Consider the following 25619-nt stretch of genomic DNA (forward strand, 5'->3'; position numbering starts at 1 on the left):
TCCATCTGTGAGTGGTTATCTCCAGCCGCATGAACGCGGCCGCAGTCCTGTGTTCCTCTCGGTCACCGCACCGGCGCACCGAATCTCCTCCCCCGCCAACGGTTCAGTCGAGCCACCGTCCATTCGGCAAGGTTTCCACCAGCAGCCCGATGGCCTGCTTGATGCGATGTCCCGAACCGGCAGACAATGTGGTCCACATCTGCCCGTCTGGGGACACACTGGGACTGCCCACCACGCGACCGCGAGCGGTCTCGTAGACGGCGACAGCACCAGACGCTTGTTGGGTACGGCCTTCCCAGGTCTCGTACGCGACGATCTCGGCGTAGCCACGGCAATCGGCAAACGCCGTACCGAGTTTCATCGATTCCTGCTGATCCACCCCGAGTGCGTACAGCACTTCGGAATACTCGGCAGAGCTGGTCGCGGCGTCGAGACGTTCGGCGAGTTCGGCGGTCGGCAGGCTCACCGACGTCAGTTTCGCCTCATCGGCCGCCCCGAGGCAGGACACGATCTTCTGTGCCGCAGAGTCGACTCCGTCGACCGACACCGTCTCGACGGTGACCGAGCTGCCGTACCGAAGTACCAACACATGCTCACGCCCGCGGCGCGCCAACAAGATCCGTCGTACGCCACCCTCGCCGAACACCCTGGCCTGCAGTTGTACCTCGGGGGCCGTGACCATGCGCAACGCGAGGTGGAAGTTCTCGTCCACACCCTCAGGGCCGAGTAGGCCTGCGGTCCGGAGTTCGGCGTCGGCCTCCGCCACACCGGCCTGGTATGCGTCGATGGTGTCGTACCGTGCCGACATGTCGAGCACCGTCGGCCAGATCTGCACATCGATCAGCTCGCCCGCTCGCCACAAAGCGTCGACCGAGATCGTGTGCAGCAGATCGGTCATCGTGTCCCACATCAGTCGCGACCCCTGTCGTCGGGGGCACCGAGGACGGCGGGCGAGACCTGTCCGTCACCGAGATCGAGCACGCCCTCGGGAAGTGTCGGCGCCGAGGGCGTCTCGTACCGTCCGGCGATGTCGGACCAGGAGACCTCGGTGTCGTGCTGATCGGCCTGAACCCAGCCGGCGGGGAGATTCACACCCGGTGACGAAGCGCCGGCACTGCTCTGCGTCGGCTCGGCGGAAGCCGGCCGGTGCTCGTCATCGCCCGATCGCGCGCCCGCTGCCGCCGCACCCGCGCCTGCGCCCGCAGCCATCGGGACCGAGCCCGACGAACGGTCGGGCTCGGACGATCCCGTGCCCTCCACGAGTTGTGTGGGAGCGTCGCCGCTCGCCGCCAATTCGGTTGTGGCGTACCTGGATTTCTCGCGCGTGATGTCGATCCCACGAGCCGCGCCGAACATCGGCGCCATCGCGAGACCGGCCTGGATGCCGGTGCCCTGCGCGATTGCCTTTGCCTTCTCCGCGGCCTCACGGGCTGCGGCGGCCTCGGCATTCAGTGCCGCCTCGGACACGATGTGCGGGGGTTTGGGGAGCGTCCAGGGTTTCTCGATCGGTGTGGACGCACGTTCGTAGCTCTCCATCACCCGTGAGGCACGCTGCTTCTGATCCTGCTGTGTCCGTTCGGTGTTCGCCGCAGCCGCGATCAGCGGCGAGCCGGCGGCGGCGTGCACATGGGACAACGCCTCCTGCACGGCCTTCGTGGCCTGGATCTCCACCGGATTGGGCATGGCGGTCAGCGCAACTGTCGTGGCCACCGCCTGCCCCTCCGCCGCGGCCGCAGTCTGGACCGCCTGGTTCGCCGCGTCGGCGAACCAGGGTGCGAACTGCATCAGCTTCTCGAAAGCATGGTTGTACGAGTGCGACTCCCAGTGCACCCCGAGCTCGGTGAGGATCTTGCCGTACTCCACACCGATCTCCGCGAGTTCACCCGCCACCGCGGTCCACGCGGCACCGCTCTCGGCCATTCGTGCAGGACCGAGCCCGTTGTGCAGGTCGTGGGCGAGCCGCTCCGCGGGACGCCCCTCCCAGATCACACCGGTGAATCCGACGATCATGACCTCATCCTCAACCTGTAGTCGCTACCCCGACGTCCGACCTCAGGCGAGGAAGGTCGTCAGATTGGTGTCCTCGGCACGGCCGAAGGTGTTCGCCTGCAGTCGGAGCACGGCAGCGATCTTGCGGAGCTCGTGTGCGGCGTTGTCGCCATCCGTACCGAAATCTTCGGCCACCGTGTTGAAGGTGTCGGCTGCTCGGACCGAGACCTCGTCGGATCCCGATGCGGGGACCTTGAGCCCCGCCGCGTGGGTGTTCATCGTCGACTCGAGGCGATGCGCCAGCGCGTCGAGTCTCGCTGCGGCGGTGTGCAACTCGCTCGGGTCGACCGAAAGCTCGTTCTCGCTCATGGTGCTGTCCTCCCTGTTGTCTGTGGTCTCGGCTCGGTCGGCGGCATCAGAGCCGCAGATCCACATCCGGAGATTCGACTTCGATCTCACTGTCGCCGCCGAGTACCGGCGGCGCGGCGTGCGGCATGTCCCCGACGACCTCGGTTCCGTGATCTGCGGTCACCAGGAAGTCCGGGGAACCATGTCCGTCGTCTGCGCCCGCGCCGCGAGCGGCTCCCGCCGCGCCCGCCGCCCCTGCGCCCATCGGCATCATCCCGCTACCGGTGGTGGCCCCGCCGACGCCACGGGCAGCAGGCGCCGAGGTGGCACCACCCGTCGTTCCCTCGACCGGCCCGGTGCCCAGGTTCGGTGCCCCGGGACGCGCTTGCAGCTGCGTGGCCGGCGCCCCGACCCCACCACCGCCTGCGCCACCGCCTCCGGCGCCGCCGCCCTTCTTGCCGGCGCCGCCAGCGCCCGAATGAAGACCCGCGGGCACAGTTGCGCCCTTCTCGCCCTTGGCTTTCTCGAGGCTTGCCTGGTGAGCGGCGGTCAATTGCTTCGTCATCGACCCCATCATCGACGTGCCCGTACCGGCAAGCCCGCTGATCGGCTGACCGACGGATTCCAGCACGGACGCGGCGATACCGAAGGGCGACGGACTCGTCGGCGCACCGGTGATCGGGATCTGCGCGCCGTTGGCCGTCTGTGTCGCTGTCTCGGGTGCGAGAGCGGTCTTGGTCCCGGTGACGATCGCGATCGCCTCTCCCAGGGCGGCGCTCGCGGCCGCCAAGATCGCCATCATGCCGGCCGGTGCCGTCGGCGGTGTCATGAGTAGCGGCAAGGTCATCGTGACCTCGACGTTGAACTTGGCGATCACGCCCTGGATCGACGCGTTGCCAGTGCCGACGATCCCGGCCCCGGCCTGGGTGTTCGCGGCGATGCCGGACGACTTGCCTGCGACCGCACCGGCCTGGCCCGCAGCCGTGGCGGACTTGGCCGCGTTCGACATCGCAGCCTGTCCTTGCCAGACCTGGTCGGCGGCTTTCAGTGCGCCGCCCGACATCCCGATCATCGACTGCATGATCGATGACAGTCCGGTGAACAGTTGGGTCGGATCGAAGCCGCTCTCGCCGAGATCGCCCGATCCGAACGATTGCGCCAGATCGGTCAGCGGCTTGAACAGGTGCTCGATGTCGATCGGCGGGAACGGGGGGAGGCCCGGCATGGCGGGTGGGAGTGGAGCCGGCATCTGCGGGAGGGGCGGAAGCCCCAGCTTGGACAAGACGTCTCCGACGGGAGTCTCGAGAATCGGCCCGAGGGGACTGTTCTCGAGCATGTCGATGAGGGATTGGTCAATGGGTGCGGGCACCAGCGAGTTGGTGCTGTCGAACGGCGCGTTACCGTGCGTCATGACGAAGGTCGACTCCTGCGTCAGAGGTTCAGCGGGACTGAGTTGAAGCTTTCGACCTGGCCCGCCTCGGTGGCGGTGTATGCAGCAGCTGACCCGTAGGCGGCGGCCGCCTGACCGGCATGGACGGCCGCGAGCTGGCCGGTCTCGAAGAGGTTGGTGGTCATGGCGACGACGGTGGCGATGAGGTGTTCTGTTCCGAGAAGCCCGAAAACCGGTGTCAGCAGAGCGGAGATCGCCCCGACATTGACGGCTCCGGCACTGGCGATCTCTGCGGCGATGGCGGCCTCGGCATCACCGTATGCCGAAATAGCTGCAGCATCTGCAACAAGATTCTCCATGACGCCCCCAATCGTTCATGCCCCTGGCCACACCGTATCGCACGATTTGACCACATCGCCGACCATGTCGGCCGTTCGACCGACACCTTTCGGGTCGATCGATCCACTTCGGGATCGTACATCGACCTCAGTGAAGAAACTTCATTCAGGGCGAGCCTCAGGAGACGAATCATCCGGCGACGAACCCGGGGCGGCGACGAGGCCGGCGAACTCCTCGGAGAACTCCTCATAGATCTTCGCTCGCTGCGCGAAGGCCTTCTGACATGCGACGTTCGCGGTCGCGATGATGAGCTGCTCCAGCTGCTTACCGGTCAGCTTGCCTACTCGGTCCGAAAGTTGCAGTCCGACAAGCGCTCCCATGCCATCGACATCGGCACGCACCTCACCGTCGGGTGAGGTCTCGGTGGCGACGATCCGCGCGAGCCGTTCGTTGACATCGGTGAGGCTGTCGAGCTGACGACGTGCCCGCGCCTCCAATTCGTCCATCGCCCAGCTCACGTCGACCTCATCCAGGTCTGCTGGTCGTAGTCGTCGTCCGCCTCGGCGATGATCTCCTCACGCGCCACGTCCTCGGGCTTGGGCAGATCGAACAGTTCGATGACATGCCCCGGCACCCCGTCTGCGACCATCTGCGCCCGTCGCTCCAGCCCGGCTCGCTGCGCGGCCTGCCTGCAGAGCCGGAGGATGTCTTTGCCCAGCACACGGGGATCTCGCCGCAACTGGGAATCGTCGATCGTCAGTGCGGTGGGCAGACCCGCTTCGGTGGTGGTCACCTTGAGCGCGCCGTTCCTACTGGCCGCGGTGGTCACAAGAGTCCCCCTTTCTCTTCGGGCGCCATGATAGGTGCGAGCGCCGCGCGCCCCAAGCGCCGGTTCACGGGAACGGTGCGTATTCACGATTCTGAATCGGCCCTGCCCGGCTGTATCCTCGGCACGGAAACCGGGGAAAATGCGAGGAAAACCGTGACGTTCGACAAGAACCGAATGCCTGCCACGCCACCGTGGCTACTCGGGGGAGGGCCCAGCGTGCCACCCCCGCCGGCGTCGGCGCCGAGGCCCGAACGGTCCGCTGACCAAACGACTCCGCCGGACGAGAGAGTGCCACCGCCACCGTCACGACCGCCCCTGCGGGTTGTACCGAGGACGGAAGCAGACGAAACGGAAACGGATTCTTCGGCACCCGTCGAACCCAGCAAGGAGTCGGGCGCCGACACCGCGCCGGTCCAGGCCGCGCCGGCCCCCTATCCGCCTGCCCCGCCCACCGGGTGGGCACCGCCGCCGCAGTCGCAGGTTCCTCGTCCGACCCCCGCGTCACCTCCGCAGGCGGGCTACCCGCCGCCGCCGTATCCGCCACCGCCGTATCCGCAGCCGGAGCAACCGCTTCCGCCGCGCCCGGGCACCCCGCCGCAACCGCACGATCCGAACCGGGATCGATCCGTTCCGCCGCAGGAATCGCAGCAGTACGCAGCACCCCCACAGTTCGCACCACCACAGCTCGCGCCACAGCAATTCGCGCCACAGCAGTTCGGTCCACAGGGGTTCGGTCCACAGGGGTTCGGGGCGCCCGACTCCGACTCGACGCTGGACCCGCACGCCCTGCTGCGCAAGTCGCGACGGGCGCCGCAGACCGGCTGGCGTCGCACCGTGCACAAGATCTCCGGCGGCACCATCAACCCGGGCGACTCGCAACAGACCGTCTACTTCGACGAACTCGTCCGCAAGGTCAACGCACCCGTTCGTGGCGACTATCGGATCGCGGTGCTCTCCCTGAAGGGCGGCGTCGGCAAGACCACCACGACCGTGGGCCTGGGCTCCACCTTCGCGGATCTGCGTGGCGATCGCGTCATCGCGGTCGATGCCAACCCGGACCTCGGCACCTTGTCGCAGCGCGTGCGTCTGCAGACCGGTTCCACCGTGCGCGACGTGCTGCTCGACGACTCGATCTTCCGGTACTCCGACATCCGGCGCCACACCTCCCAGGCCGCGAGCAGACTCGAGGTGCTCGCCTCCGAACGCGATCCCGCGACGGCGGAGACCTTCAACGAGCAGGACTACCGCAGTGTCATGCGAATCCTGCAGCGCTACTACAACATCATCCTGACCGACTGCGGAACCGGTATGTCGCATTCGGCGATGGACGGAGTCCTCGACCTCGCGGAATCGCTGATCCTGGTGTCCACACCGGCCATCGACGGTGCGCGCAGTGCAAGCGCCACCCTGGACTGGCTCGAGGCGCATGGCTACGGTCATCTGGTGTCTCGTGCGGTGGTGGTCTTGAGCGGCCCGCGCCGTGGCGACGTCAAGATCGACCTCGACCAACTCGGTCAGCACTTCCTCGCGCGCACCCGTGCCGTTCAGACGATTCCATACGACGACCACCTCGCGGAGGGCGCCGAAGTGGATCTTGCGATGCTGAACAAGGCCACGCGGCGCGCCTACGTCGAGCTGGCGGCGACGGTGGCCGAGGGCTTCGCACTCACGTCCGAACCCGGCGACCACCGGTTCACTCACTAGAAGGCCGACAACGATGGCAGATTTCATGCAAGCCCGCAGGGTGTTCGATGCCGGCGTCCTCGCGTGGGGAATCCCGGTCGACGGCCAGGAGGCCGAACGCGACGAGCGTTACGCGTCGCTGGCATTCAAGCGTGCCACCGAGTACGCGCCGATGATGGCCGATGCCTGGCTCGGTCGGCTGGCCACCGGTGACAACTCCGTCGACGTGCTGTTCAACATCTACAAGTACCGGGACTCGCTGTTCGTCGAGCAGCGACGGCTGGGCCTGCCGCCGCGGACCCTGGCCGGGCGGGCGTCGACCGGCTTGCTCATCGACTACCCCGTCTCCGATCCCTTCGAGGCGGCGGCCGCCTACGCCTGCGCCATGATCGGTGAAGGCGACCACGACGGTGCCGAGGCCGCGATCGATTCGGTGAGCACTCCGGACAAGCCACCGATCGTCGATTTCGCCCGTGGTCTCCTGCATTTTCGAACCCAGCGGTGGCCCGATGTCCTCACATCTCTCGCCCAGTCGCAGAACTGGCCGGACGAGTACATGAAAACCGTGGGCGACCTGATGGTCGGTTCGTCGTGCGCGCAGCTCGGACTGTTCGGCGAGGCCGTGAAGCGGTTGGAGGCGGCCGAGGCAGGCCCGCTCGCCGCCGCTCACATCCCGGCGATGTTCACTCGCGGACTCTGTCTGCGCGAGATGGGCAATGAGCCCGAGGCGCGCGGCATCTTCGAGACGGTGTACTCGCGCCAGCCCGGATTCGAGGACAACGCCGCGGCGCTCAACGATCCCAAGTTCCGGATCACGGTGACCACCAAGGCCGAGATCGATTCACGCACGGACCGTTGGGATCCGAGCTCGGTCCCGGAACCGGAGGCCGAGACCGCCGAGGCCAAACCCGACCTGCTGAAGCAGGCCCAGGAGGAACTGAACGAGCAGATCGGGCTCGAGTCGGTGAAGGCCCAGGTCGCCAAGCTCGAGTCGGCCGCGACCCTGGCCCGCCTGCGGGCCGAACGCGGCCTCGCCAGCGCCTCTCGCAGCCAGCACCTGGCGTTCACCGGGCCGCCCGGTACCGGCAAGACCACCATCGCCCGGGTCGTCGCCAAGATCTATTGCGCACTGGGCATTCTCAAGACCGACGCGGTCATCGAGGCCAGCCGCCGGGACTTCGTCGGCCAGCACCTCGGTTCCACGGCCATCAAGACCGGCGAGCTCATCGATCGCGCCCTCGACGGCGTGCTGTTCATCGACGAGGCCTACACCCTCATCCAGACCGGTCTGTCCGGCGGTGACGCATTCGGTCGCGAGGCGGTCGACACCCTGTTGGCCCGCATGGAGAACGACCGCGATCGACTCGTCGTGATCATCGCGGGGTACGACGGTGAGATCGACCGGTTCCTGGCATCCAACGACGGTCTCGCATCTCGGTTCGCCCGCCGTATCCGATTCGACTCGTACTCTCCGGAGGAACTGGGACGGATCGGCACATTGATGGCCCGCAAACGGGATTCGGTGATCGCCGACGAGGCGTTCGACGTACTGGTCCAGCGACTCGCGCCGCTCTACGAGACGACGCAGGTCGATCAGAGCGGCGAGGTCCGCCGCAGCATCGACCTCGCCGGCAACGGCCGATTCATCCGCAACGTCATCGAGGCGGCCGAGGAGGAACGGGAGTTCCGCTTGAGCAGCGGCGACATCGGGATCGAGGATCTCGACGAGGAGGCGCTGATGCGGATCGATGCCGGTGACATCAACGCGGCCCTCGACAGCGTGCTGGGGATGCTGCAGCGCTGACCGGCGCGGCCCCGGTCAGCTCGAGGCCGGCACCGTCGCCACGTCGATCCCAGAGATCTGGTTGTCGGCCAACAGTTTCGACATGGCGTTCGCCGAGTTCTGCTCGGCGAACACCCAGCGCACGGGTTGATCGCCGGCCGCGGCCTTCGCCTTCTTCGCCTGCTCGGCCACCTGCTGCGTCCCGGCCCACGACGGGTCGAAACTCCCACCGCGCACGTGATCGTCGTACCCGGGTGCGGCCGTCATCAGCAACGTGCCGTCCGCGTCGCGGCCGTCGAACGGGACGTCACCCACCAGGTAGCCGAAACCGGAAGGCACACCGGCGATCTGCTGATTGAATCGGCGCGCCACCGGATCGGCCTTGTACCCGCCCGGATACCAGTGGCCCGGTTGCGCGGTCGCGATGTCGCGACCCTTCTCGGCCGACTCCACGATCACCCTGACATCCTTCTCCGCGGTGGCGGAGATGTCGAAGTTGCTGTCCGCGTGATAATTGATGGTCCGAGTGCGGGGATCGGGGAAGCGGAACGTGCACGTCGACTGCCCCGCGCCGTTCATGGGCATGGTGACTGTCCGCGCGCAGGATCCGGCCGGCGCACCGTTGACCGTGAGCGACGACGTCTGCTGGATGGTCACGGTGCCGCGGTCGGCACCGGGCATGCTGTTGGTGAACTGGTACTCGAGGACGCAGAAGGTGTTTGTACAAGCGTCGAGATTGCCGCTGGGTTTCGGTACGTCGACCTGCGGCGCCGCGACTCTCGACAGTGGGTCGGAGAAGCCCTGGATCGTCGAATAGAAGGACTTCACCTCGTCATCGGTGAGCAGTGTGACCTTGAGCTTGGTGGTGGTCGGACGATCGGTGGGTGCGGTACGGACCGGCCCGGCGATGCCCCAGATGCTGCCGTCGGCGTTGACGCGTACTGGGTTGTCCCCGGCGACGAGGGTCTGGCCGTCGGATTCGACCGGCCCGGCGCGAAGCCCCTGCGGGTCAGAGGTCGACCGGACGCGACGATCAGGTGTCTGATCGGCCTCGGGAACCGGTGTCGTGTTGTCGCTCTCGAAAATTCGTTGGTCCTGGTCTTGGGAACCGAGCCCGAACGAGGCCGGCCGCAAGGTGGCTCCGAGGTCGATGCCCAGGAAGTCCGGAGGCACGAGCGCCCAATTGCCCGCGGCCCCAGACGAATCGTGCCGGACCGAGCGGTCCGCGCCCGCGCTGTGTGCATCCCAGAACGCGGCGCCGGCCTTGAGATACGTGCCGCCGGCGATCATCAGCACCTCGGCCGGCTGCCCGTCGAGGGTCACCGTGCCGTGGACATCCCCGGCAGCCGTCACCGTCAGATCCTGCACCTGCATCGACTGACCGCCCGCGACGATCTCACCGCTGTAGGAAGCGGCGGGGGCGTCGGCCATCGCCGTGGTCGCGTGGTCGAGTTCCTTCTGGGCGCGGGTCGGCGCGTCGGACACCGCCTCACCCGTCGTCGAGCGCGGAACGACCCCGCTGACGGTCACCACGATCACCACAACCAGCACGGCAACCATCGCGCCTGCCGCGATCTGCGCCTTGCGCATCGACATTCCTCGATCACCCCCGACGTGCACCGGCCCGGTGCACGGTATGTTCGGAACCCCACTCTGCTCGGACCCACTCTGCCCTGCGCGGGCCGGCCGCCGGAGACGGGGTCGGTCATGCGCATGACTGCGCAGCAAACTCGTGACTTGATAACCTACATTGCGAAAGCTGTGACGCTCGGGCGTGTGCCACCGGGCAAGGGGGTCAGATCGTGGCGGAACTCAACGTCGACACCGATTCCGTTCGCAAGTTCGGCCTGCAGACCGAAGACCGGGGGACCACGGTCGCGGTCGAGGGCACCGAGGCGAGTTCGACACCGCGGTGATGGGCTCGGTCTTCGGGGTGATCGGCGCCGACTTCATGGCGGTGGCCTCCCTGGTGACCAACAACCACAACCATCAGGTGACCGAGATCGGTGAGCGGTACACGAGCGTCGGCCGCGCGGTGATGGGCGTTTCCGCGGGTTACACCGAAGCCGACGCAGAGAACGGCAGACACTTCGCCGGCGCATCGACCCGGGCAGACGGCGAATCCCGCGGGGCGCGAACGGCGTCCGGTCTCGATCCGTCGAGCAAGAGCCTGACCCGCGAGCAGGTCGCCACGATCATCATCGACCGCGGCAAGAAGATGGGCATGTCAGAGGACGAGATCAAATCCGCCCTCGCGACCGGCATCGTGGAGTCGAACCTCCAGAATCTCGACCACGGCGACCGCGACAGCGTCGGTGTCTTCCAGCAGCGCAACTTCGAACCGTGGACCGTCAACGGCCGCAGTCGAACGAACGTCGATGACGCGGCAACGTCCTACTACGAGCAGCTACGCCACACCTCCGGCTCCCCGGGCGACCGCGCACAGCAGGTCCAGCGCTCAGCCCTCCCGGATCGATACGCGCAGGAACTCGGGGCGGCCTCCACGCTCTACCACTCGTTGACGTCGGCCGGCGTGACCGGGGCGCGGCCTCCGGCGCCAACGCGGGCCCTCGGCCCGAGGTACAGATCTAGATGTTCCCGCTTGCGCTCCTGCTGGCGCCACTGCAGGCGTTGTTGCACTCCTTCGGCACCGGCCTGATGCCCGTCGACGGTCCGTCCGCTCAGCTGCGTCAGACCAGCGAGGTCCTGGATCACGTACGGCGACAGTCAGTCACCGCCACCGCGGCCCTCGATCATCAGTGGAGTGGCGGCGCGGCCGAGCGGACCGTCGAGGTGATGGAGGCGATGCACCTCGACACCGCTCATGCGTCCGATCGGGGCAACGACATCGCGACAGTGATGGAGACGGCCAGTGAGATCGTCAACGGCGGCTACCGAGATCTCGCGGCGATCCTCGAGTCCTTCGTGGAGATCACCACCGCTGCCGGTCCGTCATTGCTCACCCCCGCGGGCTGGCCGGTACTCACGCAAGTGGCCGAGCAGCATCTCCGACGTGCCGTGTCCGTCGTCGAACGGGTCCGGGCTGACGTGGCCGGCGAAGCCCGGAAGCTGCAGAGGATCGCCGAGCAACAATCCGCCGACCAGCGCAGGTTCAGTGACCGCGACAAGCAGCTCGACCGGGCCCGACAGTCCTTGTCGGGTGCGTCGCCGTCATCGTCCGGCAGCGCCGAAGATGCTGCCGCACAAGGGATAACGTCGGAGAGCCTACCGGGCGGCGGCGTGCGGCTGACGTTGCCGAACGGCAAGGTGGTGACTGCGCCCAACGAGAAGGCCGCGAACGCAGTCCGCGCCGCACTGACCCAGCAGGGTGTTCCGTACGTGTGGGGCGGAACCTCGCCGGGCAAGGGCCTCGATTGCAGTGGGCTCACCCAGTATTCGTATCGGCAGGCCGGGGTCGAACTACCCCGGACCGCCGATCAGCAGGCCATCGGCCAGCGCGTGCCGGACGGTCAGGCGATGGCGGGCGATCTGGTGGTGTGGGACGGGCACGTCGCGATGGCGCTCGGCGACGGGACGTTGATCGAGGCCGGTGATCCGGTGGCCATTTCCGGCATGCGAACCGACAACATCGGCATGCAGTACATGGGGGTGTACCGGCCGACCGCGGCCGGCGGTGCGGCCGCAGCCTGAGGACCACGGTCGCTGCCCGCCCGCCACGACAGCTACCGCAATGTGACCTGACGGCCGCGGATACCGTCCCGCGACCGGAGCTCTGCGGTGGTGAGGTCACCGGTCTGTGCCATCGCCTCGGTCAACCACTCGTCGAACTGGTCGAGCCCGGGGTACCACTCCTCGTGGTGGAGCTCGTTGTCCAGGTCGAACACCGGCACCAGCAGCCCGTGGGTGCGGAACGACCCGGCGAAACGTGAACCCTCTCCCAGCGTCAGCCGATCCGCGGCGTGCAGTCGGGCCAGCGCGGTCATCAGGTCGTCCTCGTCCTCGGGCCGCACCCACCGCAGATGGGCGCGTTCCCCGGCGTCGACCCACCAGGGTGCACCGACACCGCTCTTCGGGTTCAACCGGGCGGTGGGCATGATCGAGTCATTGGCCCGCTCCAGCATGTCGGCGATCTCCGGCGGGATGTCCGAGCCGGCCGGGAACCACCACGAGAAGTCGTCGTAGACGACAAGATCCAGCGCGGCGTCCGCGTCGAGCAACTCGGTCAGAACCCGCTCCGTGCCGACCGGCTCGTAGTCGGCGTCCGGCTCGGCGTGCGCCGCCCACTCGATCGCGTCGGCGAGGGAGCCGGGCAGGTCGGCGGGCTCCGGATCGGTCTGCATGGCGACGAGCCCCTCCGGTCCGTTCGTCGCGTCGCGGACCAACGCCGGCACCGCACCGGGCAGGATCGTCGCGAGCCGAACCTCGTTCCGGACCCCTTCCGGGCGTGTGGAACTCGCCTGCGGCGTGGCGTCGTCCGGCACCGCCGAGGTCAGTTCGGGCTTCGTCGGTCCGGGCTCGACGAGCGGGAGGTCGGCAATCGCCGAGGCGACGAATGCGCGCAACGCGACCAGGTCGCATTCGGCCGCCAATCCGGCAAAGGGCCTGGGCGGCGGAGCCATCGCGGCGAGTTGCCGCTCCTTACGTGCCGCCACACGCTCGGCCCGATTGCTCCCCGGACGCGGTCCGCTGCCCCGCTTGCTCTTCTTCGCCATCTGTCCACCCTCTCACGTGGCGACCTGGCCGAGATCACGACCGCGGACTCGCCAACGCCCTCAGATCCGGCGCCTACTCGCGCCCCGTGAATTGCGAAGTGAATTCACACTGCGAACACCACCATGTGGCGGTAGTTTATGATAGTGAATGCAGTTCACCTGAGTGGTCGCGCGATTGCGAACCCCGTTCATCACCGCGCAACCACCGGAGTCACAGCGCTCGACGCCGAATCCAGAGGAGGACACATGCAGCAGCACGACATGGCCGGTACCGCTCGCGGTACAGAGGAGGTCGCGCAGTCATGGCTCTTCTGAAGAAGAAGCGCGAGGCCGAGTCCGAACCAGCTGCGGAGTCCGCACCACCCACGCCGGCCGAGCCGGAGATCGTCATCGGCACCACGGTGTCGGCCACCCTCGACGACGGCACCGTGGTGGAGGCGATCGTGGTGGACGATTTCGGCGAACAGACCGACGCCTCGCTGACTCGTATCGGCTCCCGTCCCATCCGCGCAAAGCGGTGGGCCATCAAGCTGTCGACCGGCGAGTTGGCGTTCACCGACACGATCGAACCGCGCGCGTAGCGGAACCGAAGCGCACTCACGGAGTGCGACATGGCGATTGTCAGGGGAGGCAATCAGTTGGTCAGTAGTTCTGCCGAGATCTTCACTTCCGAGGATCACGCACGGATCACCGCGGCGTCGAGAGCCCGCAGCGACGTCGCGTTCGATGAGGTTGCGGCACTGCGCACTCCGGGGCCCACGTGGTCGACGTATCTGCACGCGCTCGGGCTGCCCGACCTGGCCGACCGTGCGCGTGTTCGTCTGCCCGCCGACATCGCCGATGTCGCGGCCCGGACACGCGACTGAGTCAGTCGACGGTGACCAGCCAGTCACGGACCTTCGCCGGACGATTCGTCGCGAGCCAACGCACTCCGAGGTCCGCACAGAGTTGGACGTCGACCTGTTCGTCCACCGTCCAGCAATAGGTGACGCGGCCTGCCGCAGCCGCTCGGTCCACCAGATCCGGGTTGAGCCGCAGGGTTTCCACAGATGGCCCGATACCGGTGGCTCCCACCGCCGTCGCGGCGCTGCCGCCGAGCAGACGGGCGGTGTCGCCGAGCAGGATCGTCGGCAGCATCGGTGCATGGCGTCGGATCCGCCACACCCCGGCCGAAGAGAACGAGATGACCACCGCACGACTGTGATCCGCAGACGGCGGCATCCCCACACCGAACTCGTGCAGGAGCGACAGCAGCTTCTGCTCGACGAGGCTCCCGTAGCGGACCGGATGCTTGGTCTCGATGAACAGCCGCACCGGACGTCGCCAGTCCAACGTGAGCGAGAGCAGCTCCCGCAGGGTGAGGACAGTCGCAGGCCGGCCCGCCTGGTGCCAACTGCCGAAGTCGAGGTCGCGCAGCTCAGCCAGCGACATCTCGCTCACCACGCCGGTTCCGTTCGACGTCCGGTCGACCGTACGGTCGTGGACGCAGACCAGTTCGTGATCGCTGGTGAGCCGGACGTCGCATTCGAGTCCGTCCGCCCCCTGAGTCAGCGCCAACTCGTAGGCCGCGAGCGTGTGCTCGGGCAGCGCCTCCGACGCGCCGCGGTGCGCCACCACGGCGGGCTTACCTGACCGAGAGATCTGTTCCACGCCCGTCATGCGACAGCCACCCAGCGTCTTGCCGGCACGGGCTCGTCCTGCGGCGCTCCGAAGACCGTCAGCAGGCGTTTGCCGAGCCACCACGCGAAGACGCCGGAGACCGCCGAGCTGATGACCACTGCGGCCAGGCCGTTGGCCGACGTCTGGATCGAACCCGACACCGCCGCAACCGTACGTGTCACCACTGCGACCAGCGCGAGCACGTTGACGACCGTCCAGGCGACCCAGAGCTTGGTGAGCCTGCTCCGCGTGCGTTCGGCGTCGAGGTCGTCGCGCATCCGGGCGACCTCATGCAGCAGGATGGCTGCCCCGGCGACGTTCACGAGCGGGACCGCAGCCAGCACCGCGATCTGCCAGCGCGGCCGCGGGTCACGGAGATGGTGCCGCCGGTAGGCATCTGCTCGCAGCACGATGATCCACCGTGCGAAGACCACGGACGCGTAAACGAAGACGCCGAAGGCCACCAGCCCACCGAAGATCACCAGGAACGCGGTTGCCCGGTCCGTCCAACCTGCCACCGGTACCGATCTGTTCACCACGGCCAGGACGTATCGCAGCAAGTGGACGACCGCCGCGAATCCGAGAGCAGCAGTGAGGAGCCGGAGGGCGGAGAGGAGGGTGGCCGTCAATTCCTCGAACGGGTCACGACTGTCGACGGTGGCTTCCGGCGGCGCATCGCGGAGGCCCCAGCGCGGGACATAGACATAACGCGGGATGGGTCGCGGGCCGGAAGGCCCTGTTCGACGCCGGGCCGGGATGGCCTCGGGCGGTCGGCGGGCGACCCACCGGACATGCCTGCTCCGGTAGAGCCGACTGCTCCGTGGGCCGCTCGAGGGATGACTCGACGGCGACGCGGACGCGGGAACCGGTGTCTCGTGCTGCGGTGCAGGCGAGCCGGCGGGGCCACCGACCAGCTCGCCGTCGACGACGCGCAACGGACCACCGCAGCGCGGACATCGGTCACGCCCCGGACGATGCGGTGCCTGGATTCGGCACCGCGGACACAGGTCGATCATTTCGACCCGGCACTCCCCGCCTCGACCGGCTTCTGGTTCTCGACCCACGCGAGCATGCCGCCGCGGACACAGCTGCCCTCGTAGCCCTGCTGCGCGAGGTACTGCAGAACGCGCATCGACCGTCCACTCGAATGACACACCACCAAGAGGTCTGCGTCGAGGTCGATCTCGTCGATGCGGGCGGGCACATCACCAAGCGGAATGTGCAATGCGCCCCGGACGTGACCGGCAGCCCACTCATCGTCCTCGCGGACATCGAGCAGGACGCGGTCCACCTCGTCCGTGAAATCGTCCGGCAGCTCCGTGACCGGCACCTGCCGGATGTCGCCCATGCTCACGAATCCATGGTGGCACAGCCGCCCGGACGGCGGCGCGCCCTGTGTACAACCGCCGGGCCTGCAGCCGCACGAGTTGACACGTCCGACACGTTCAAAATGGCGCTATGTAGGTCTGCATATAACTATCCACATGCCGGTTTGCGCGAGTCCCCCGACGTGTGCATCGGGCACCATAAAGCTGTGGATGAGACTGTGGAAACTGTGGACAACCAGGCCACACGCAGCACTGTTGTGTGATGACTACCACATCCGTTGTGATGCGGGTCACCGATCTGGTTGCGCAACGGTTGAGACTATTCGACAACGTGCAGACCCACGTCACAGTCAAAGGTTCTTCGCGATCGCTGCTTATCCTGTGGATAACTTGGGGAGAGTTGGGGAAAAGTATCAGCGCAGGCGCATACCGGCAGCGCGATCGACGGCCGTGACGGTTCCGGCGACGGCGCTCTCCATCAACCTGTTCATACTCACCTGACCGCCGACCAGACGGGCGAGAAGAGGCTTGGGTGCCTCGACCACGGTGATCTCGGCATCCGGGTATCGCTCGGCGATCACCGAACGCATGACCCCGATCCCATCGACGAGACCTACCTCGACGGCGCGGCTACCAACCCAGATGTCGCCGCTGAACAATTCCGCCTCGGGGGCGCTCAGTCGCTTGCCGCGGCGCTGCCGCACCCACGCGGTGAAGGCCTGGTGCAACTGGGCCTGCAACGCCCTGAGCCACTCGACATCCTCGGGGCGCTCCGGCGAGAAGGTGTCGAGGCGGGCCTTGTTGTCGCCCGTCGTGTACAACCTGCGCTGCACACCGAACCGCGTCAACACGTCGGAGAGACCGAACCCCGACGACACCACCCCGATGGACCCGATCATCGAGGTGTGCGCGGCAAAGATCTCGTCAGCGGCGCACGCGATCCAATACCCACCCGACGCCGCGACGTCTTCGCAGAAGGCGATGACGGGGACACCCTTCTCCGCGGACAGCTGACGAATTCGTTCGGCGATGTACTCCGATTGCGCGGGCGAGCCACCCGGCGAATTGATGACCACCACCACGGCCTTCACGTGTTCGGTGTCGAAGGCGCGCTTCAAGACCGACTCGACGTTGTCGGCGGTCAACCCGGAACGACCGGGCCCGCCGGTGCCGATCGGCCCGTCGAGACGGACCACGGCCACCCGATCGGCCCGTGACCGCGCCACCCGCTCGGCCACCTTGTTCCACGGTCCACGAGTCATGTGCCGAGTGTAGTGCCACGACTCGATGCCCATCGGGCCCGGCGACGGCGGTTGCGACACTAGACTTTCTCCCGTGGAGATCCGATGGCTCACCGCATTCCTCGACTTTCCCGCAGAGCAGTTCGGCGCCGAGGTCACGTTCTGGCGGGCGATCGCCGGCAGCACAGTGTCACCGCCGCGTGGCGAACACCGCGAGTTCGCCTCGCTGGAACCCTTCAACGGGGATCCGCATCTTCGCGTGCAACGCGTCGACACCGGTTCGGGTGGGATCCACCTCGATTTCCACGTCGATGACCCACGATCGGCCTCCGCCGAGGCGATCGCGCTGGGTGCCACCGTGGTCCACGATCACGCCGGTCCGGCCTGCTTGTCATTGGCCTCGCCCGCCGGTTTCGTCTTCTGCCTGGTCGACTGGCAGGGCGAGTCCGTGCGGTCGCGACCGATCCGGTGGCCTGGTGACACCATCAGCATCATCGACCAGGTGTGCATCGACATCCCGCACGGGCTCTACGAACGCGAGGTGGCGTTCTGGGCCGAGTTCACCGGCATGCCCACCATGGCGACCAGCCGTCCCGAGCTGCTTCGGTTACGTCGCGACCGCGCGCTGACCGTCGGCATCCTGTTGCAGCGCAACGATCGGGACGACGATGCGACATATGCCACCGGGCATCTCGATCTCGCTGCCACCGCGGTCGAGGACGAGGTCGCACGGCACGAGGACTGGGGCGCACGGGTGGTCGAAGAATTCCCTCGGTGGACGGTGATGTCGGATCCGGTCGGCCGGCGGTACTGCATCACCGACCGTAACCCCCGCACCGGCGAGTGACTCAGGCCTGGGAGTCGCAGAACTGTTGGAGCCGTAGGCATTCGGCGTCGAGCTCAGCGCGTTCCCGCCGCGTGAGATCGACCATCATGTCAGTGACCACGCGACCGCTCTCGAGACGCCATGAGCCGGCGAGACGGCCGTCGACGAGCACGAATCCCGGAAACCGGCCGTTCGCGGTGAGAAGTCGGCGATACCGGTCGTCGTCGGCGATCCGACGGCGATCTGCCTGTGCGACAAAGACATTGTCGTACGGGGCGACGAGACGGACCGGTGCGGGGACATCCGCGTCCACGATGTCGAGACCGTCGAGGTCGAACAGCTGCTCGCCATCCGGGCCGGTCCGGATCACGAGTTCCCAGTCCGCTTCCATCGCTTCCAGCAGTGGACGCAGGCGGGTACGCCCGCACCACGTCTGGATGCCCTTCACGGTCGCGGGGCCGAAGCCTCGGAGATAGAGCCGGATCAGGTCTTTGAGGGCCTCGTCGTCGACCACCGCCGGCTCGCCCGGACCGACCCAGTCGTCGAAGAGCTGATAGGTGGGCGCAGCCGAACCCCGCCAGAGACCGCGGGGTGGCACTTGGACCAGCGGTAAACCACACCTCGCCACCGAGACCAGCGTCGACGGGTCGTCGTCGGGGTGGCGTTGTGCCAGTTCACGACCCAGCTCCGCACCCGACATCTCCCGCCCCGCCAGCAGCTCCGCCGCATCGGCCAGCACGTCGGTGGCCGCGGTGCCGGAGAGTCGGCGTTCGTGGATCGCGACTTCGGTGTGCAGCACCGGTTGCGCGATCGGCCGTATCCAACGCGCATCCTCGGCGTCGATGAGGAAGACCGTCGAGCGCAGCAGCGCCATCCGGACGACCTCCCGGTCCACGAGCAGACCGTCGAGCTCCGCCGCATCGAAATCGTTGATACGCGACCACAAACCGAAGAACGGCGCCTTCGGATCCTGGGCCTGCAGGCCGACGCAACGATCGAGCACCTCGATGGCGTCCTCGTCGACCCGCTCGAGTAGGTGCTGACGTTGCAACAGCGTCCGGTTCCACTGCCCCGGACTGATCTCGTCGGCCACCGATCAGGCGGCCGGGTAGTGCAGACCCGTGGCCGCGTGGCAGCGGTAACCGTGCGGGTTCTTCGCGAGATACTGCTGGTGATAATCCTCGGCGTAGTAGAACCGGCCGTCACCGGCTTCCGCGAGCGGCTTGATCTCGGTGGTGATCTGGTCCAGCCCCGCATCGGCGAGAACCTTGCCGAACTTCTCGGCGGTGGCCCTGGCGAGTTCGGCATCGGAGGCCGACAGCGTGTAGATCGCCGACCTGTACTGCGTCCCGACGTCGTTGCCCTGCCGCATCTCCTGGGTGGGGTCATGGCTCTCCCAGAAGATCTTCAAGATGCCCTCGAGGTCGATGACCGACGGATCGAACACCACCAGAACGGATTCGGTGTGCCCGGTGCGCGCGGTGCACACCTCCTCGTAGGAGGGATTCGACGTGTGGCCACCCGCATAGCCGACCGCCGTCGTGTAGACACCCGGTACCTGCCAGAAGATCTCCTCGACACCCCAGAAACATCCGCCGGCGAGGACCACGGCCGAGAGTCCGTCACCGAACTCACCGATCCCGTTGTGGTGCGGGTCGGTGGCACCCTTCATCGGGTGGTGCAGGAGAAGATGCTCGGCCGCGACCGGCACCGCGGCCTCACGGCCCGGCAGCGCCTGATCGGCCGCGACGAGCTGACGCTTGTGGGAGTGTCCGGAAAGTAGCTGGTCAAGCCATGACATGCCCCGATCCTACGCTCGCCGGGGCAACTGTCGGAGTTGATGTATGGCTGACGGTCTGCCTATCATGACCGACTATCGGGTGTGTGACCATAGTCACTACAGGTCACTGCCTGGCGGTCCAGCCCCGCGGCTTTTGCCCGCGACCAGTGACGAGGAAGGGTTTCGATGGCAACGCACGCGAGCACGGAACTCCGTCGAGCGATCAGCCGTCGGCCCGCGGCGCCGAGGGCGACGTACGACGTCCGCTCCGCGTGTTTCGGTACCGCGGTGAGCATTGCCGGACTCATCGCATTGCTCGTCGTTCTGATCCTCATCTGAACAGCTGGTCCGCACCGGATCTCACCATCGAGAACTTCAACCGCACTTGAAGTGGATTCACCCGCAATGTTTGCAATCCCCCATGCAGTGGGTAAGGGTGGAAGTACCCGCGTGACCGACGCCAGACGTCGCAGCTTTTCACGCGCACAGTGAGAAACGCACAGCACCTCAGAGAGGAAAATCGTGGCTGAATACACCTTGCCGGATCTCCCGTACGATTACGCGGCGCTCGAGCCGCACATCTCCGGCAGGATCATGGAGCTCCATCACGACAAGCACCACGCCACCTACGTCAAGGGCGCCAACACCACACTGGAGAAGCTCGCCTCGGCTCGCGAGGACGGCACCATCGCCGACAAGGTGTACGGCCTGTCGTCCACCCTGGCGTTCCACCTCGGTGGCCACACGAACCACTCGATCTTCTGGAAGAACTTGTCCCCCAACGGTGGCGACAAGCCCGAGGGCGATCTCGCAGCGGCCATCGATGATCAGTTCGGCAGCTTCGACAAGTTCCAGGCGCACTTCACCGCGGCCGCCACCACGCTGCAGGGCAGCGGCTGGGCGATCCTCGGCTACGACACCATCGGTGGCAAACTGATCATCCTGCAGCTGACCGATCAGAGCGGCAACATCCCTGCGGCGATCATCCCGGTCGTCATGCTGGACATGTGGGAGCACGCCTTCTACCTCGACTACCAGAACGTGAAGCCGGACTACGTCAAGGCCTGGTGGAACGTGGTCAACTGGGCCGACGCGGCCGAGCGTTTCGCGACGGCCTCGAGCAAGGGTGCGGGCCTCATCGTCCCTGCCTGAGCGGTCCTGTCCGACAGAAGTTGCCGCCCGACTCGCAAGACGAGTCGGGCGGCAACTCTTGTGCGGGCTGCTGTTCGTTCACAACGGCGGCCCCTGAGCAGCCTGCGAGGACGCGTCACGAAGGGCGGGTCAGAGCAGGATCGTCGCGACGATCGCACCGGCACAAGCGATTCCGATGACGACGAGCACCACCACGTCGCGGGCCCCCGGCCTCGAGGGGTAAGCGGTGAGACGTCCGGTGCCCCCGCGCGCGGTGATCGCCTCGGCCATCTCCGCACTGCGACGTAGCGCGCTCGACATCGCCGCCGTGATCATGTCCACCACACCCATTTCCGCGGCCGGATGCCCACTGCGTGAGGGTGCGGACGGACGGAGGCGATGGGCGGCCCGCAGCATCCGCAATTCGTCGATGAGCAACGGCAGACCGCGTAGGCACAACGCGATCGCCACCGCCCACTCGTCGACGGGGAGACGCAGAATCCGCAGTGGCCGCATCAAAGTCGCGATCGCGGGCGCCACCTCGGCCATCGGCGTCGTCCAGATCACCAGGATCGAACTCGCGACCAGCACCAGCCCCAGCGTGACGGCACGCAGATAGACCACGAGCGCAGAGGGGCCGAACGTCAGGTTCAGTGCGCCGCCGGCGATGATCAGGCCCCAGAACCACCAGGGCGGACGGGGAATCGCGCCGATCGGGATGCCTGCGGTGATGGCCGTCAGCAGCACCACCGCGGCGACGAGCCCGAGCGCAGGCCACGACGGCAGCACCCAGGTCATCACGCCCAGCGCCATCACGACGATCAGCTTGGTGCCCGCCCACAGGCGGTGGATCAGCGAATCACCCGGCACCTGCCGGAGCGGGACTGTCTGGACGCTCATTCGGACACCTCCGGTGACGCGGGCTGGAAGTCGGGGGTCCCCGGTGTCGTCGACGGTTCGGACAGCGTTGTCAGCGTGCCGTCGGTGAGTGTGACCCGGCGGTTCACCACCGCATCGAGGTCGGTCAGGTCGTGGGAGATGATCACGATGGTCAGTCCGTCGGAGCGCAGGCGGGCGAGCATCGCGACGATCTCGGTGCGCGCGTACGGATCCACGCCGGCAAGCGGTTCGTCGAGGATGAGGACCTTGGGGCGCCGCGCGACGAGTCCGGCGAGTACCACCCGGCGCATCTGACCACCGCTGAGCGAATCGATCCGCCGGGCCGCCATCTCACGCGGCAAACCCACCGATTCGAGGACCCGCGCGACCTCCGCGGTTCCGACCTCGATACCGCCCGCGGCCATGATCTCGTCGCCGACGGTCTGCTTCTGCAACTGCAACCGGGCGTGCTGGAAGGCCAGGGCGACGTCGCCGACCTGACCTGTCACCGGCTTGCCGCGCAGGTCGGCGGTGCCGGAGGTGGGGGCGATGAGCCCGGCCATGATCCAGGCGAGTGTCGTCTTGCCCGAACCATTTCCGCCGACCACGAGCACGCCGTCGCCCCGATACACCGTCAGCGACACGTCGTGCAGCGCTTTGACCTGCCAGGGCGAGCCCGGCAGGTAGGTGTGCGCGACACGGTCGAGTACCAGCAGCGGCTCGCCGGTCGCCATCCCGGCCCCACTGTCGAACATCGTCGGCACGACAGGCTCTTCGACGGATCCGGGCCGCGGCACCCACTGTGGCGGATGGTCGATGACCCGTCCGAGGTGCAGGTGGACGACGCGGTCGGCGGCCGCGGCCTCCGCGCCGCGATGGGTGATGAGCACGACCGTCATCCCCCGCCGGGACGGGAGGTCGGCGAGGAGTGCGAGGAGTTCGTCGCGGCCGGTGGGATCGACCATCGAGGTCACCTCGTCGGCGATCAAGAGGGCGGGCTCGCGCGCGAGGGCCGCGGCGACGGCCAGGCGCTGTTGTTGTCCGCCGGACAGATCTGACGTCTCGCGCCCACCGAGTCCCTCGAGTCCGACCTCGGCGAGCAGCCCTTCCACGTCGACGTCGACGCCGGCCGGTAGGCCCCACACCACGTCGTCGGCGACGCGCGAGCCGAGCATCTGGGTCTCGGGACGCTGCAGCACCATCGCGGTGCCGCCGTGCCGACCCAGACCGGCCGCACCGGGGCGGGTGACGACACCCGACGTCGGCGACCGGCCGGCCAGGATCTTCGCGAGCGTCGACTTGCCGGACCCGTTGGCGCCCACCACTGCGACGAACTCGCCCGGCACCAAAGTCAGGTGGATGTCGTCGAGGACCTGCGGCATCCGCGGCCCGTACCGGAATCCCACACCCGCCATCGACAGGGGCAGCGGTCCGACCGGCGCATCGTCGTCTGCGACATCGCCGGCGTCGAGTGTGTCCTCACTCGGGATGTCTGCGAGCCGTCCGACGACACCACCGAGCAGCCACCACGCCACCGCGAGCGAGAGCGCGGTGCCCAGGGCACCCGACACCCACATCCAGATCCACCACTGGTCGACCATGCTGTCGCCCAGCGACTCGACGGTATCGGCGAGCCCGGACAGTGCCGGGAAGTTGTCGAGGAGCTTCACCAGTCCGCCGATGGTGTTGCCGAGCGCCTCGAGGGCCAGTGTCCGCAACGGCACGAGGACCAGCAACAGGAGTACCGACAGACCTCCGATGATCGGGGCCGCGATCAGGCTTGCCAGGGTGATGGTCCCGAGGCCCCGGCCGCGACGTTTCGTGTCGCCGACGATGCCGCCGACCAGCGCCGAGCCCAGGACGGTCGCGGCGGCGCCGGTGCCCGCCATCGCGAAGCTCACGCCGGTGGCCGCCACCGATGCCGCGATCAGCGCCCGCGGACGTGTGCGTGCGGCGACCAGCGCCAACGGGACCGGGGCCAGCAGGCCGACCGCGGTCGCCAGTGGCACCACGGATGCGACCACGATCGCCGCGACGGTCAGTCCACCGAAGATGGCTACCGATGCCATCTCCATGGGACGCAGCGGGGCGGAATTTCTCACCCGTCCAGTGTGCCTGTTCCCGCAGGCTCGCCGGTGTGGCGGCGGCCATATCGCGACGCGGTGGCTCGGGTGGTCCCCGGCTGACACCCGCTCGGCGTCGACGGCGTGTAAAAGAACCGTCACAACAGTCGTGTTCGAGTTGTCTGCGCGGCACCGCGGGTGGATATTTCTTCCACAGGATCTCCGCGCTCAGGTCCGAGTCCGGCGATCCGCCCTGTGGACGAGGGAGAACAGCGATGACCACATCAATCCCGATCGGCCTCACGCCGTTTCACTTCGACGGGGAGCTCAACGGGATCCTGATCTCGGGTCGCTGGCCCGAATCCACGCTCGAGTGGACGCAGACACTCGTCGCCTCCGTGCGCATCGCCTGTCGCCCGGGTTTTCTGCCGACCACCACCATCTTCGGAGTGGTCGAAGAACGTCCCGACGACGCCGAACCCGACGCGGTCGGCATGATGCTCGCGGTCGGCAACGTGATCGACGACAGTTTCGTGGAGGCGGGCCGATTCCTCACCAATCCGCCTGCCCTGGTCATGCTGCATCCGCCGTCGCAGACCCGACCGTCGCTGCCGGAATGTGCCGACGTCGCGTCGGGATGCGTTCTGCTGCCCGGGCTGCCCGAGCTCGGACTCGAGCACCGGGCCGGCTGGGCCGAGGCGGAAGCGGACGGGACGGTTGTCACATTGCGCAACCAAGTCGGCATAGATCCCAACTCCGACCCCGACACCGCAGTACTCGCCATGTTGCTGGCCGCCTGACCTGCGGGTTGTGAATTAGGGTCCCCAAACTTTTTGTTTTGAGCCTCCTACCTGCGTAAATACGGCTCGGCAATCTGTTGCTCCGGCGAGTGAGGCCACACTAACCTAGCGTTCATGATTGCTGCCCTGTTGCTGAGCTTCGGCGTGATCTTCGTCGCCGAACTCGGCGACAAGTCGCAGCTGATGGCCATGACCTACGCCCTGCGCTATCGCTGGTGGGTGGTGTTGCTCGCCATCACCGTCGCCACCACGGCGGTGCATGCGGTGTCGGTCTTCTTCGGCCACTTCCTGGGCATGTCGATCCCCTCGGACGTCATGTCGATCTTCGCCGGCCTCGCGATGCTTGTCTTCGGGCTGTGGACTCTGCGCGGCGACCACCTCGACGACGACGAGGCGACCAAGGCCAACCGGGTCGGCAAATCGGTGTTCTTCGCCGTCATGTCGTCGTTCTTCCTCGCCGAACTCGGTGACAAGACGATGCTCGCGACGATCACGCTGTCCACCAACAACGACTGGCTCGGGGTGTGGATCGGTTCGACGGTCGGCATGGTCGCCGCCGATGCGCTCGCGATCGCGATCGGTGCGCTGCTCGGCAAGCATCTGCCGGAACGGACGATCGCACGCGCTGCCGCCGTCCTGTTCTTCGGTTTCGCGGCGTGGTTGTTGTGGGAGGGACTCTCCGAGGCCGGCGCGGTCACGGTGATCGCGACGCTCAGCGCCGTGGTGGTCCTGCTCGGCATCGGCGCGGTCTACCTCAGGCATCTGCGCCGCGCCCCGCAGCAGGCCTTTCCCACCGTCGACGATGATGCATCCGAGACCGGCGACGAAGAGTCCCGAACGATCGTTCGGTGATTTTCCGGGCCGGGGGCGAGTCCGCA

The 25619-nt window shown here is 67.2% G+C and carries 28 protein-coding genes; 11 read left to right on the forward strand and 17 right to left on the reverse strand.

Annotation, left to right across the window (positions count from 1 at the left end):
- Window positions 1-103: 103 nt before the first annotated feature.
- The 7 genes from GTV32_RS15175 to GTV32_RS15205 all read right to left on the reverse strand — a co-directional run bounded on the left by GTV32_RS15175 (window position 104) and on the right by GTV32_RS15205 (window position 4859).
- Window positions 104-898, reverse strand: coding sequence for an ESX secretion-associated protein EspG (locus tag GTV32_RS15175; protein ID WP_237421550.1), 795 nt, complete (start codon window positions 896-898; stop codon window positions 104-106).
- Window positions 899-909: 11 nt separating this feature from the next.
- Window positions 910-2010, reverse strand: a complete 1101-nt coding sequence (locus GTV32_RS15180) for a PPE domain-containing protein (RefSeq protein WP_161061022.1) — start codon at window positions 2008-2010, stop codon at window positions 910-912.
- Window positions 2011-2052: 42 nt separating this feature from the next.
- Window positions 2053-2358 (reverse strand): PE family protein, encoded by a 306-nt coding sequence (locus GTV32_RS15185; RefSeq protein ID WP_161061023.1) that lies wholly within the window; start codon window positions 2356-2358, stop codon window positions 2053-2055.
- Between the two features lie 46 nt (window positions 2359-2404).
- Window positions 2405-3748 carry a hypothetical protein gene (locus GTV32_RS15190; protein WP_161061024.1) on the reverse strand — a complete coding sequence of 448 codons (1344 nt, stop codon included), beginning with the start codon at window positions 3746-3748 and terminating at the stop codon, window positions 2405-2407.
- Between the two features lie 20 nt (window positions 3749-3768).
- Complete coding sequence (locus GTV32_RS15195) at window positions 3769-4086, reverse strand: hypothetical protein (protein WP_161061025.1); 318 nt, start codon at window positions 4084-4086, stop codon at window positions 3769-3771.
- 141 nt (window positions 4087-4227) lie between these two features.
- The gene (locus GTV32_RS15200) at window positions 4228-4584 is read right to left on the reverse strand and encodes a YbaB/EbfC family nucleoid-associated protein (protein WP_161061026.1); all 357 of its coding nucleotides are present in this window, start codon (window positions 4582-4584) and stop codon (window positions 4228-4230) included.
- Window positions 4581-4859, reverse strand: coding sequence for a hypothetical protein (locus GTV32_RS15205; RefSeq protein WP_161061027.1), 279 nt, complete (start codon window positions 4857-4859; stop codon window positions 4581-4583). The genes GTV32_RS15200 and GTV32_RS15205 overlap by 4 nt, the downstream gene beginning before the upstream one ends.
- A gap of 210 nt (window positions 4860-5069) precedes the next feature.
- Here GTV32_RS15205 and GTV32_RS23495 point away from each other — a divergent pair, with 210 nt between their 5' ends.
- A complete protein-coding gene (locus GTV32_RS23495) occupies window positions 5070-6599 on the forward strand; it encodes a MinD/ParA family protein (RefSeq protein WP_237421879.1) in 1530 nt (509 codons plus the stop codon).
- A 13-nt stretch (window positions 6600-6612) separates the two neighbouring features.
- Entirely contained in the window at window positions 6613-8382 is a 1770-nt protein-coding gene (gene eccA / locus GTV32_RS15215; protein ID WP_161061028.1) for a type VII secretion AAA-ATPase EccA, read from the forward strand.
- A 15-nt stretch (window positions 8383-8397) separates the two neighbouring features.
- Here the strand turns inward: eccA and GTV32_RS15220 are convergent, their stop codons facing one another.
- Window positions 8398-9951, reverse strand: coding sequence for a Tox-REase-5 domain-containing protein (locus GTV32_RS15220; RefSeq protein WP_161061029.1), 1554 nt, complete (start codon window positions 9949-9951; stop codon window positions 8398-8400).
- A gap of 325 nt (window positions 9952-10276) precedes the next feature.
- Here GTV32_RS15220 and GTV32_RS15225 point away from each other — a divergent pair, with 325 nt between their 5' ends.
- Both GTV32_RS15225 and GTV32_RS23870 read left to right on the forward strand, forming a co-directional pair.
- A complete protein-coding gene (locus tag GTV32_RS15225) occupies window positions 10277-11020 on the forward strand; it encodes a hypothetical protein (RefSeq protein WP_161061030.1) in 744 nt (247 codons plus the stop codon).
- On the forward strand, window positions 10954-12012 hold the full coding sequence (locus GTV32_RS23870) for a C40 family peptidase (RefSeq protein WP_161061031.1): 1059 nt from the start codon (window positions 10954-10956) through the stop codon (window positions 12010-12012). Before GTV32_RS15225 ends, GTV32_RS23870 begins: the two co-directional genes overlap by 67 nt.
- A 32-nt stretch (window positions 12013-12044) precedes the next feature.
- Here the strand turns inward: GTV32_RS23870 and GTV32_RS15235 are convergent, their stop codons facing one another.
- Window positions 12045-13034 (reverse strand): DUF5926 family protein, encoded by a 990-nt coding sequence (locus GTV32_RS15235; protein ID WP_161061032.1) that lies wholly within the window; start codon window positions 13032-13034, stop codon window positions 12045-12047.
- 302 nt (window positions 13035-13336) lie between these two features.
- Between GTV32_RS15235 and GTV32_RS15240 the strand changes: the two genes are divergently transcribed.
- Both GTV32_RS15240 and GTV32_RS15245 read left to right on the forward strand, forming a co-directional pair.
- Complete coding sequence (locus GTV32_RS15240) at window positions 13337-13615, forward strand: hypothetical protein (RefSeq protein ID WP_161061033.1); 279 nt, start codon at window positions 13337-13339, stop codon at window positions 13613-13615.
- A gap of 30 nt (window positions 13616-13645) precedes the next feature.
- Complete coding sequence (locus GTV32_RS15245) at window positions 13646-13900, forward strand: hypothetical protein (RefSeq protein ID WP_161061034.1); 255 nt, start codon at window positions 13646-13648, stop codon at window positions 13898-13900.
- A gap of 1 nt (window position 13901) precedes the next feature.
- On the opposite strand, the gene GTV32_RS15250 is transcribed toward GTV32_RS15245, so the two are convergent.
- The 4 genes from GTV32_RS15250 to GTV32_RS15265 form a co-directional block, all read right to left on the reverse strand.
- Entirely contained in the window at window positions 13902-14693 is a 792-nt protein-coding gene (locus tag GTV32_RS15250; RefSeq protein WP_161061035.1) for a glycerophosphodiester phosphodiesterase, read from the reverse strand.
- The gene (locus GTV32_RS15255; protein WP_237421551.1) at window positions 14690-15628 is read right to left on the reverse strand and encodes a DUF4328 domain-containing protein; all 939 of its coding nucleotides are present in this window, start codon (window positions 15626-15628) and stop codon (window positions 14690-14692) included. Before GTV32_RS15255 ends, GTV32_RS15250 begins: the two co-directional genes overlap by 4 nt.
- A 77-nt stretch (window positions 15629-15705) precedes the next feature.
- The gene (locus GTV32_RS15260) at window positions 15706-16041 is read right to left on the reverse strand and encodes a rhodanese-like domain-containing protein (RefSeq protein WP_161062556.1); all 336 of its coding nucleotides are present in this window, start codon (window positions 16039-16041) and stop codon (window positions 15706-15708) included.
- A gap of 393 nt (window positions 16042-16434) precedes the next feature.
- A complete protein-coding gene (locus tag GTV32_RS15265) occupies window positions 16435-17283 on the reverse strand; it encodes a S49 family peptidase (protein ID WP_161061037.1) in 849 nt (282 codons plus the stop codon).
- 73 nt (window positions 17284-17356) lie between these two features.
- Between GTV32_RS15265 and GTV32_RS15270 the strand changes: the two genes are divergently transcribed.
- Window positions 17357-18109 (forward strand): VOC family protein, encoded by a 753-nt coding sequence (locus GTV32_RS15270; RefSeq protein ID WP_161061038.1) that lies wholly within the window; start codon window positions 17357-17359, stop codon window positions 18107-18109.
- 1 nt (window position 18110) lies between these two features.
- Here GTV32_RS15270 and GTV32_RS15275 read toward each other — a convergent pair whose 3' ends face one another.
- Complete coding sequence (locus GTV32_RS15275; protein WP_161061039.1) at window positions 18111-19181, reverse strand: winged helix DNA-binding domain-containing protein; 1071 nt, start codon at window positions 19179-19181, stop codon at window positions 18111-18113.
- Between the two features lie 3 nt (window positions 19182-19184).
- Complete coding sequence (msrA, locus tag GTV32_RS15280) at window positions 19185-19889, reverse strand: peptide-methionine (S)-S-oxide reductase MsrA (protein ID WP_161061040.1); 705 nt, start codon at window positions 19887-19889, stop codon at window positions 19185-19187.
- A gap of 165 nt (window positions 19890-20054) precedes the next feature.
- Between msrA and GTV32_RS15285 the strand changes: the two genes are divergently transcribed.
- A complete protein-coding gene (locus GTV32_RS15285; RefSeq protein ID WP_161061041.1) occupies window positions 20055-20207 on the forward strand; it encodes a hypothetical protein in 153 nt (50 codons plus the stop codon).
- Between the two features lie 183 nt (window positions 20208-20390).
- Window positions 20391-21020, forward strand: coding sequence for a superoxide dismutase (locus tag GTV32_RS15290; protein ID WP_161061042.1), 630 nt, complete (start codon window positions 20391-20393; stop codon window positions 21018-21020).
- 129 nt (window positions 21021-21149) lie between these two features.
- Here GTV32_RS15290 and GTV32_RS15295 read toward each other — a convergent pair whose 3' ends face one another.
- Window positions 21150-21899: an energy-coupling factor transporter transmembrane protein EcfT gene (locus GTV32_RS15295; RefSeq protein WP_161061043.1), complete on the reverse strand. Its 750-nt coding sequence runs from the start codon at window positions 21897-21899 to the stop codon at window positions 21150-21152.
- A complete protein-coding gene (locus tag GTV32_RS15300; RefSeq protein WP_161062557.1) occupies window positions 21896-23953 on the reverse strand; it encodes an ATP-binding cassette domain-containing protein in 2058 nt (685 codons plus the stop codon). The genes GTV32_RS15295 and GTV32_RS15300 overlap by 4 nt, the downstream gene beginning before the upstream one ends.
- Window positions 23954-24216: 263 nt before the next feature.
- Here GTV32_RS15300 and GTV32_RS15305 point away from each other — a divergent pair, with 263 nt between their 5' ends.
- Both GTV32_RS15305 and GTV32_RS15310 read left to right on the forward strand, forming a co-directional pair.
- Window positions 24217-24741 carry a peptidase gene (locus tag GTV32_RS15305; RefSeq protein WP_161061044.1) on the forward strand — a complete coding sequence of 175 codons (525 nt, stop codon included), beginning with the start codon at window positions 24217-24219 and terminating at the stop codon, window positions 24739-24741.
- A gap of 114 nt (window positions 24742-24855) precedes the next feature.
- Window positions 24856-25593, forward strand: a complete 738-nt coding sequence (locus GTV32_RS15310; RefSeq protein WP_161061045.1) for a TMEM165/GDT1 family protein — start codon at window positions 24856-24858, stop codon at window positions 25591-25593.
- The last annotated feature ends 26 nt before the right edge of the window (window positions 25594-25619 follow it).

It is taken from the genome of Gordonia sp. SID5947, assembly GCF_009862785.1.
Classification (GTDB): domain Bacteria; phylum Actinomycetota; class Actinomycetes; order Mycobacteriales; family Mycobacteriaceae; genus Gordonia.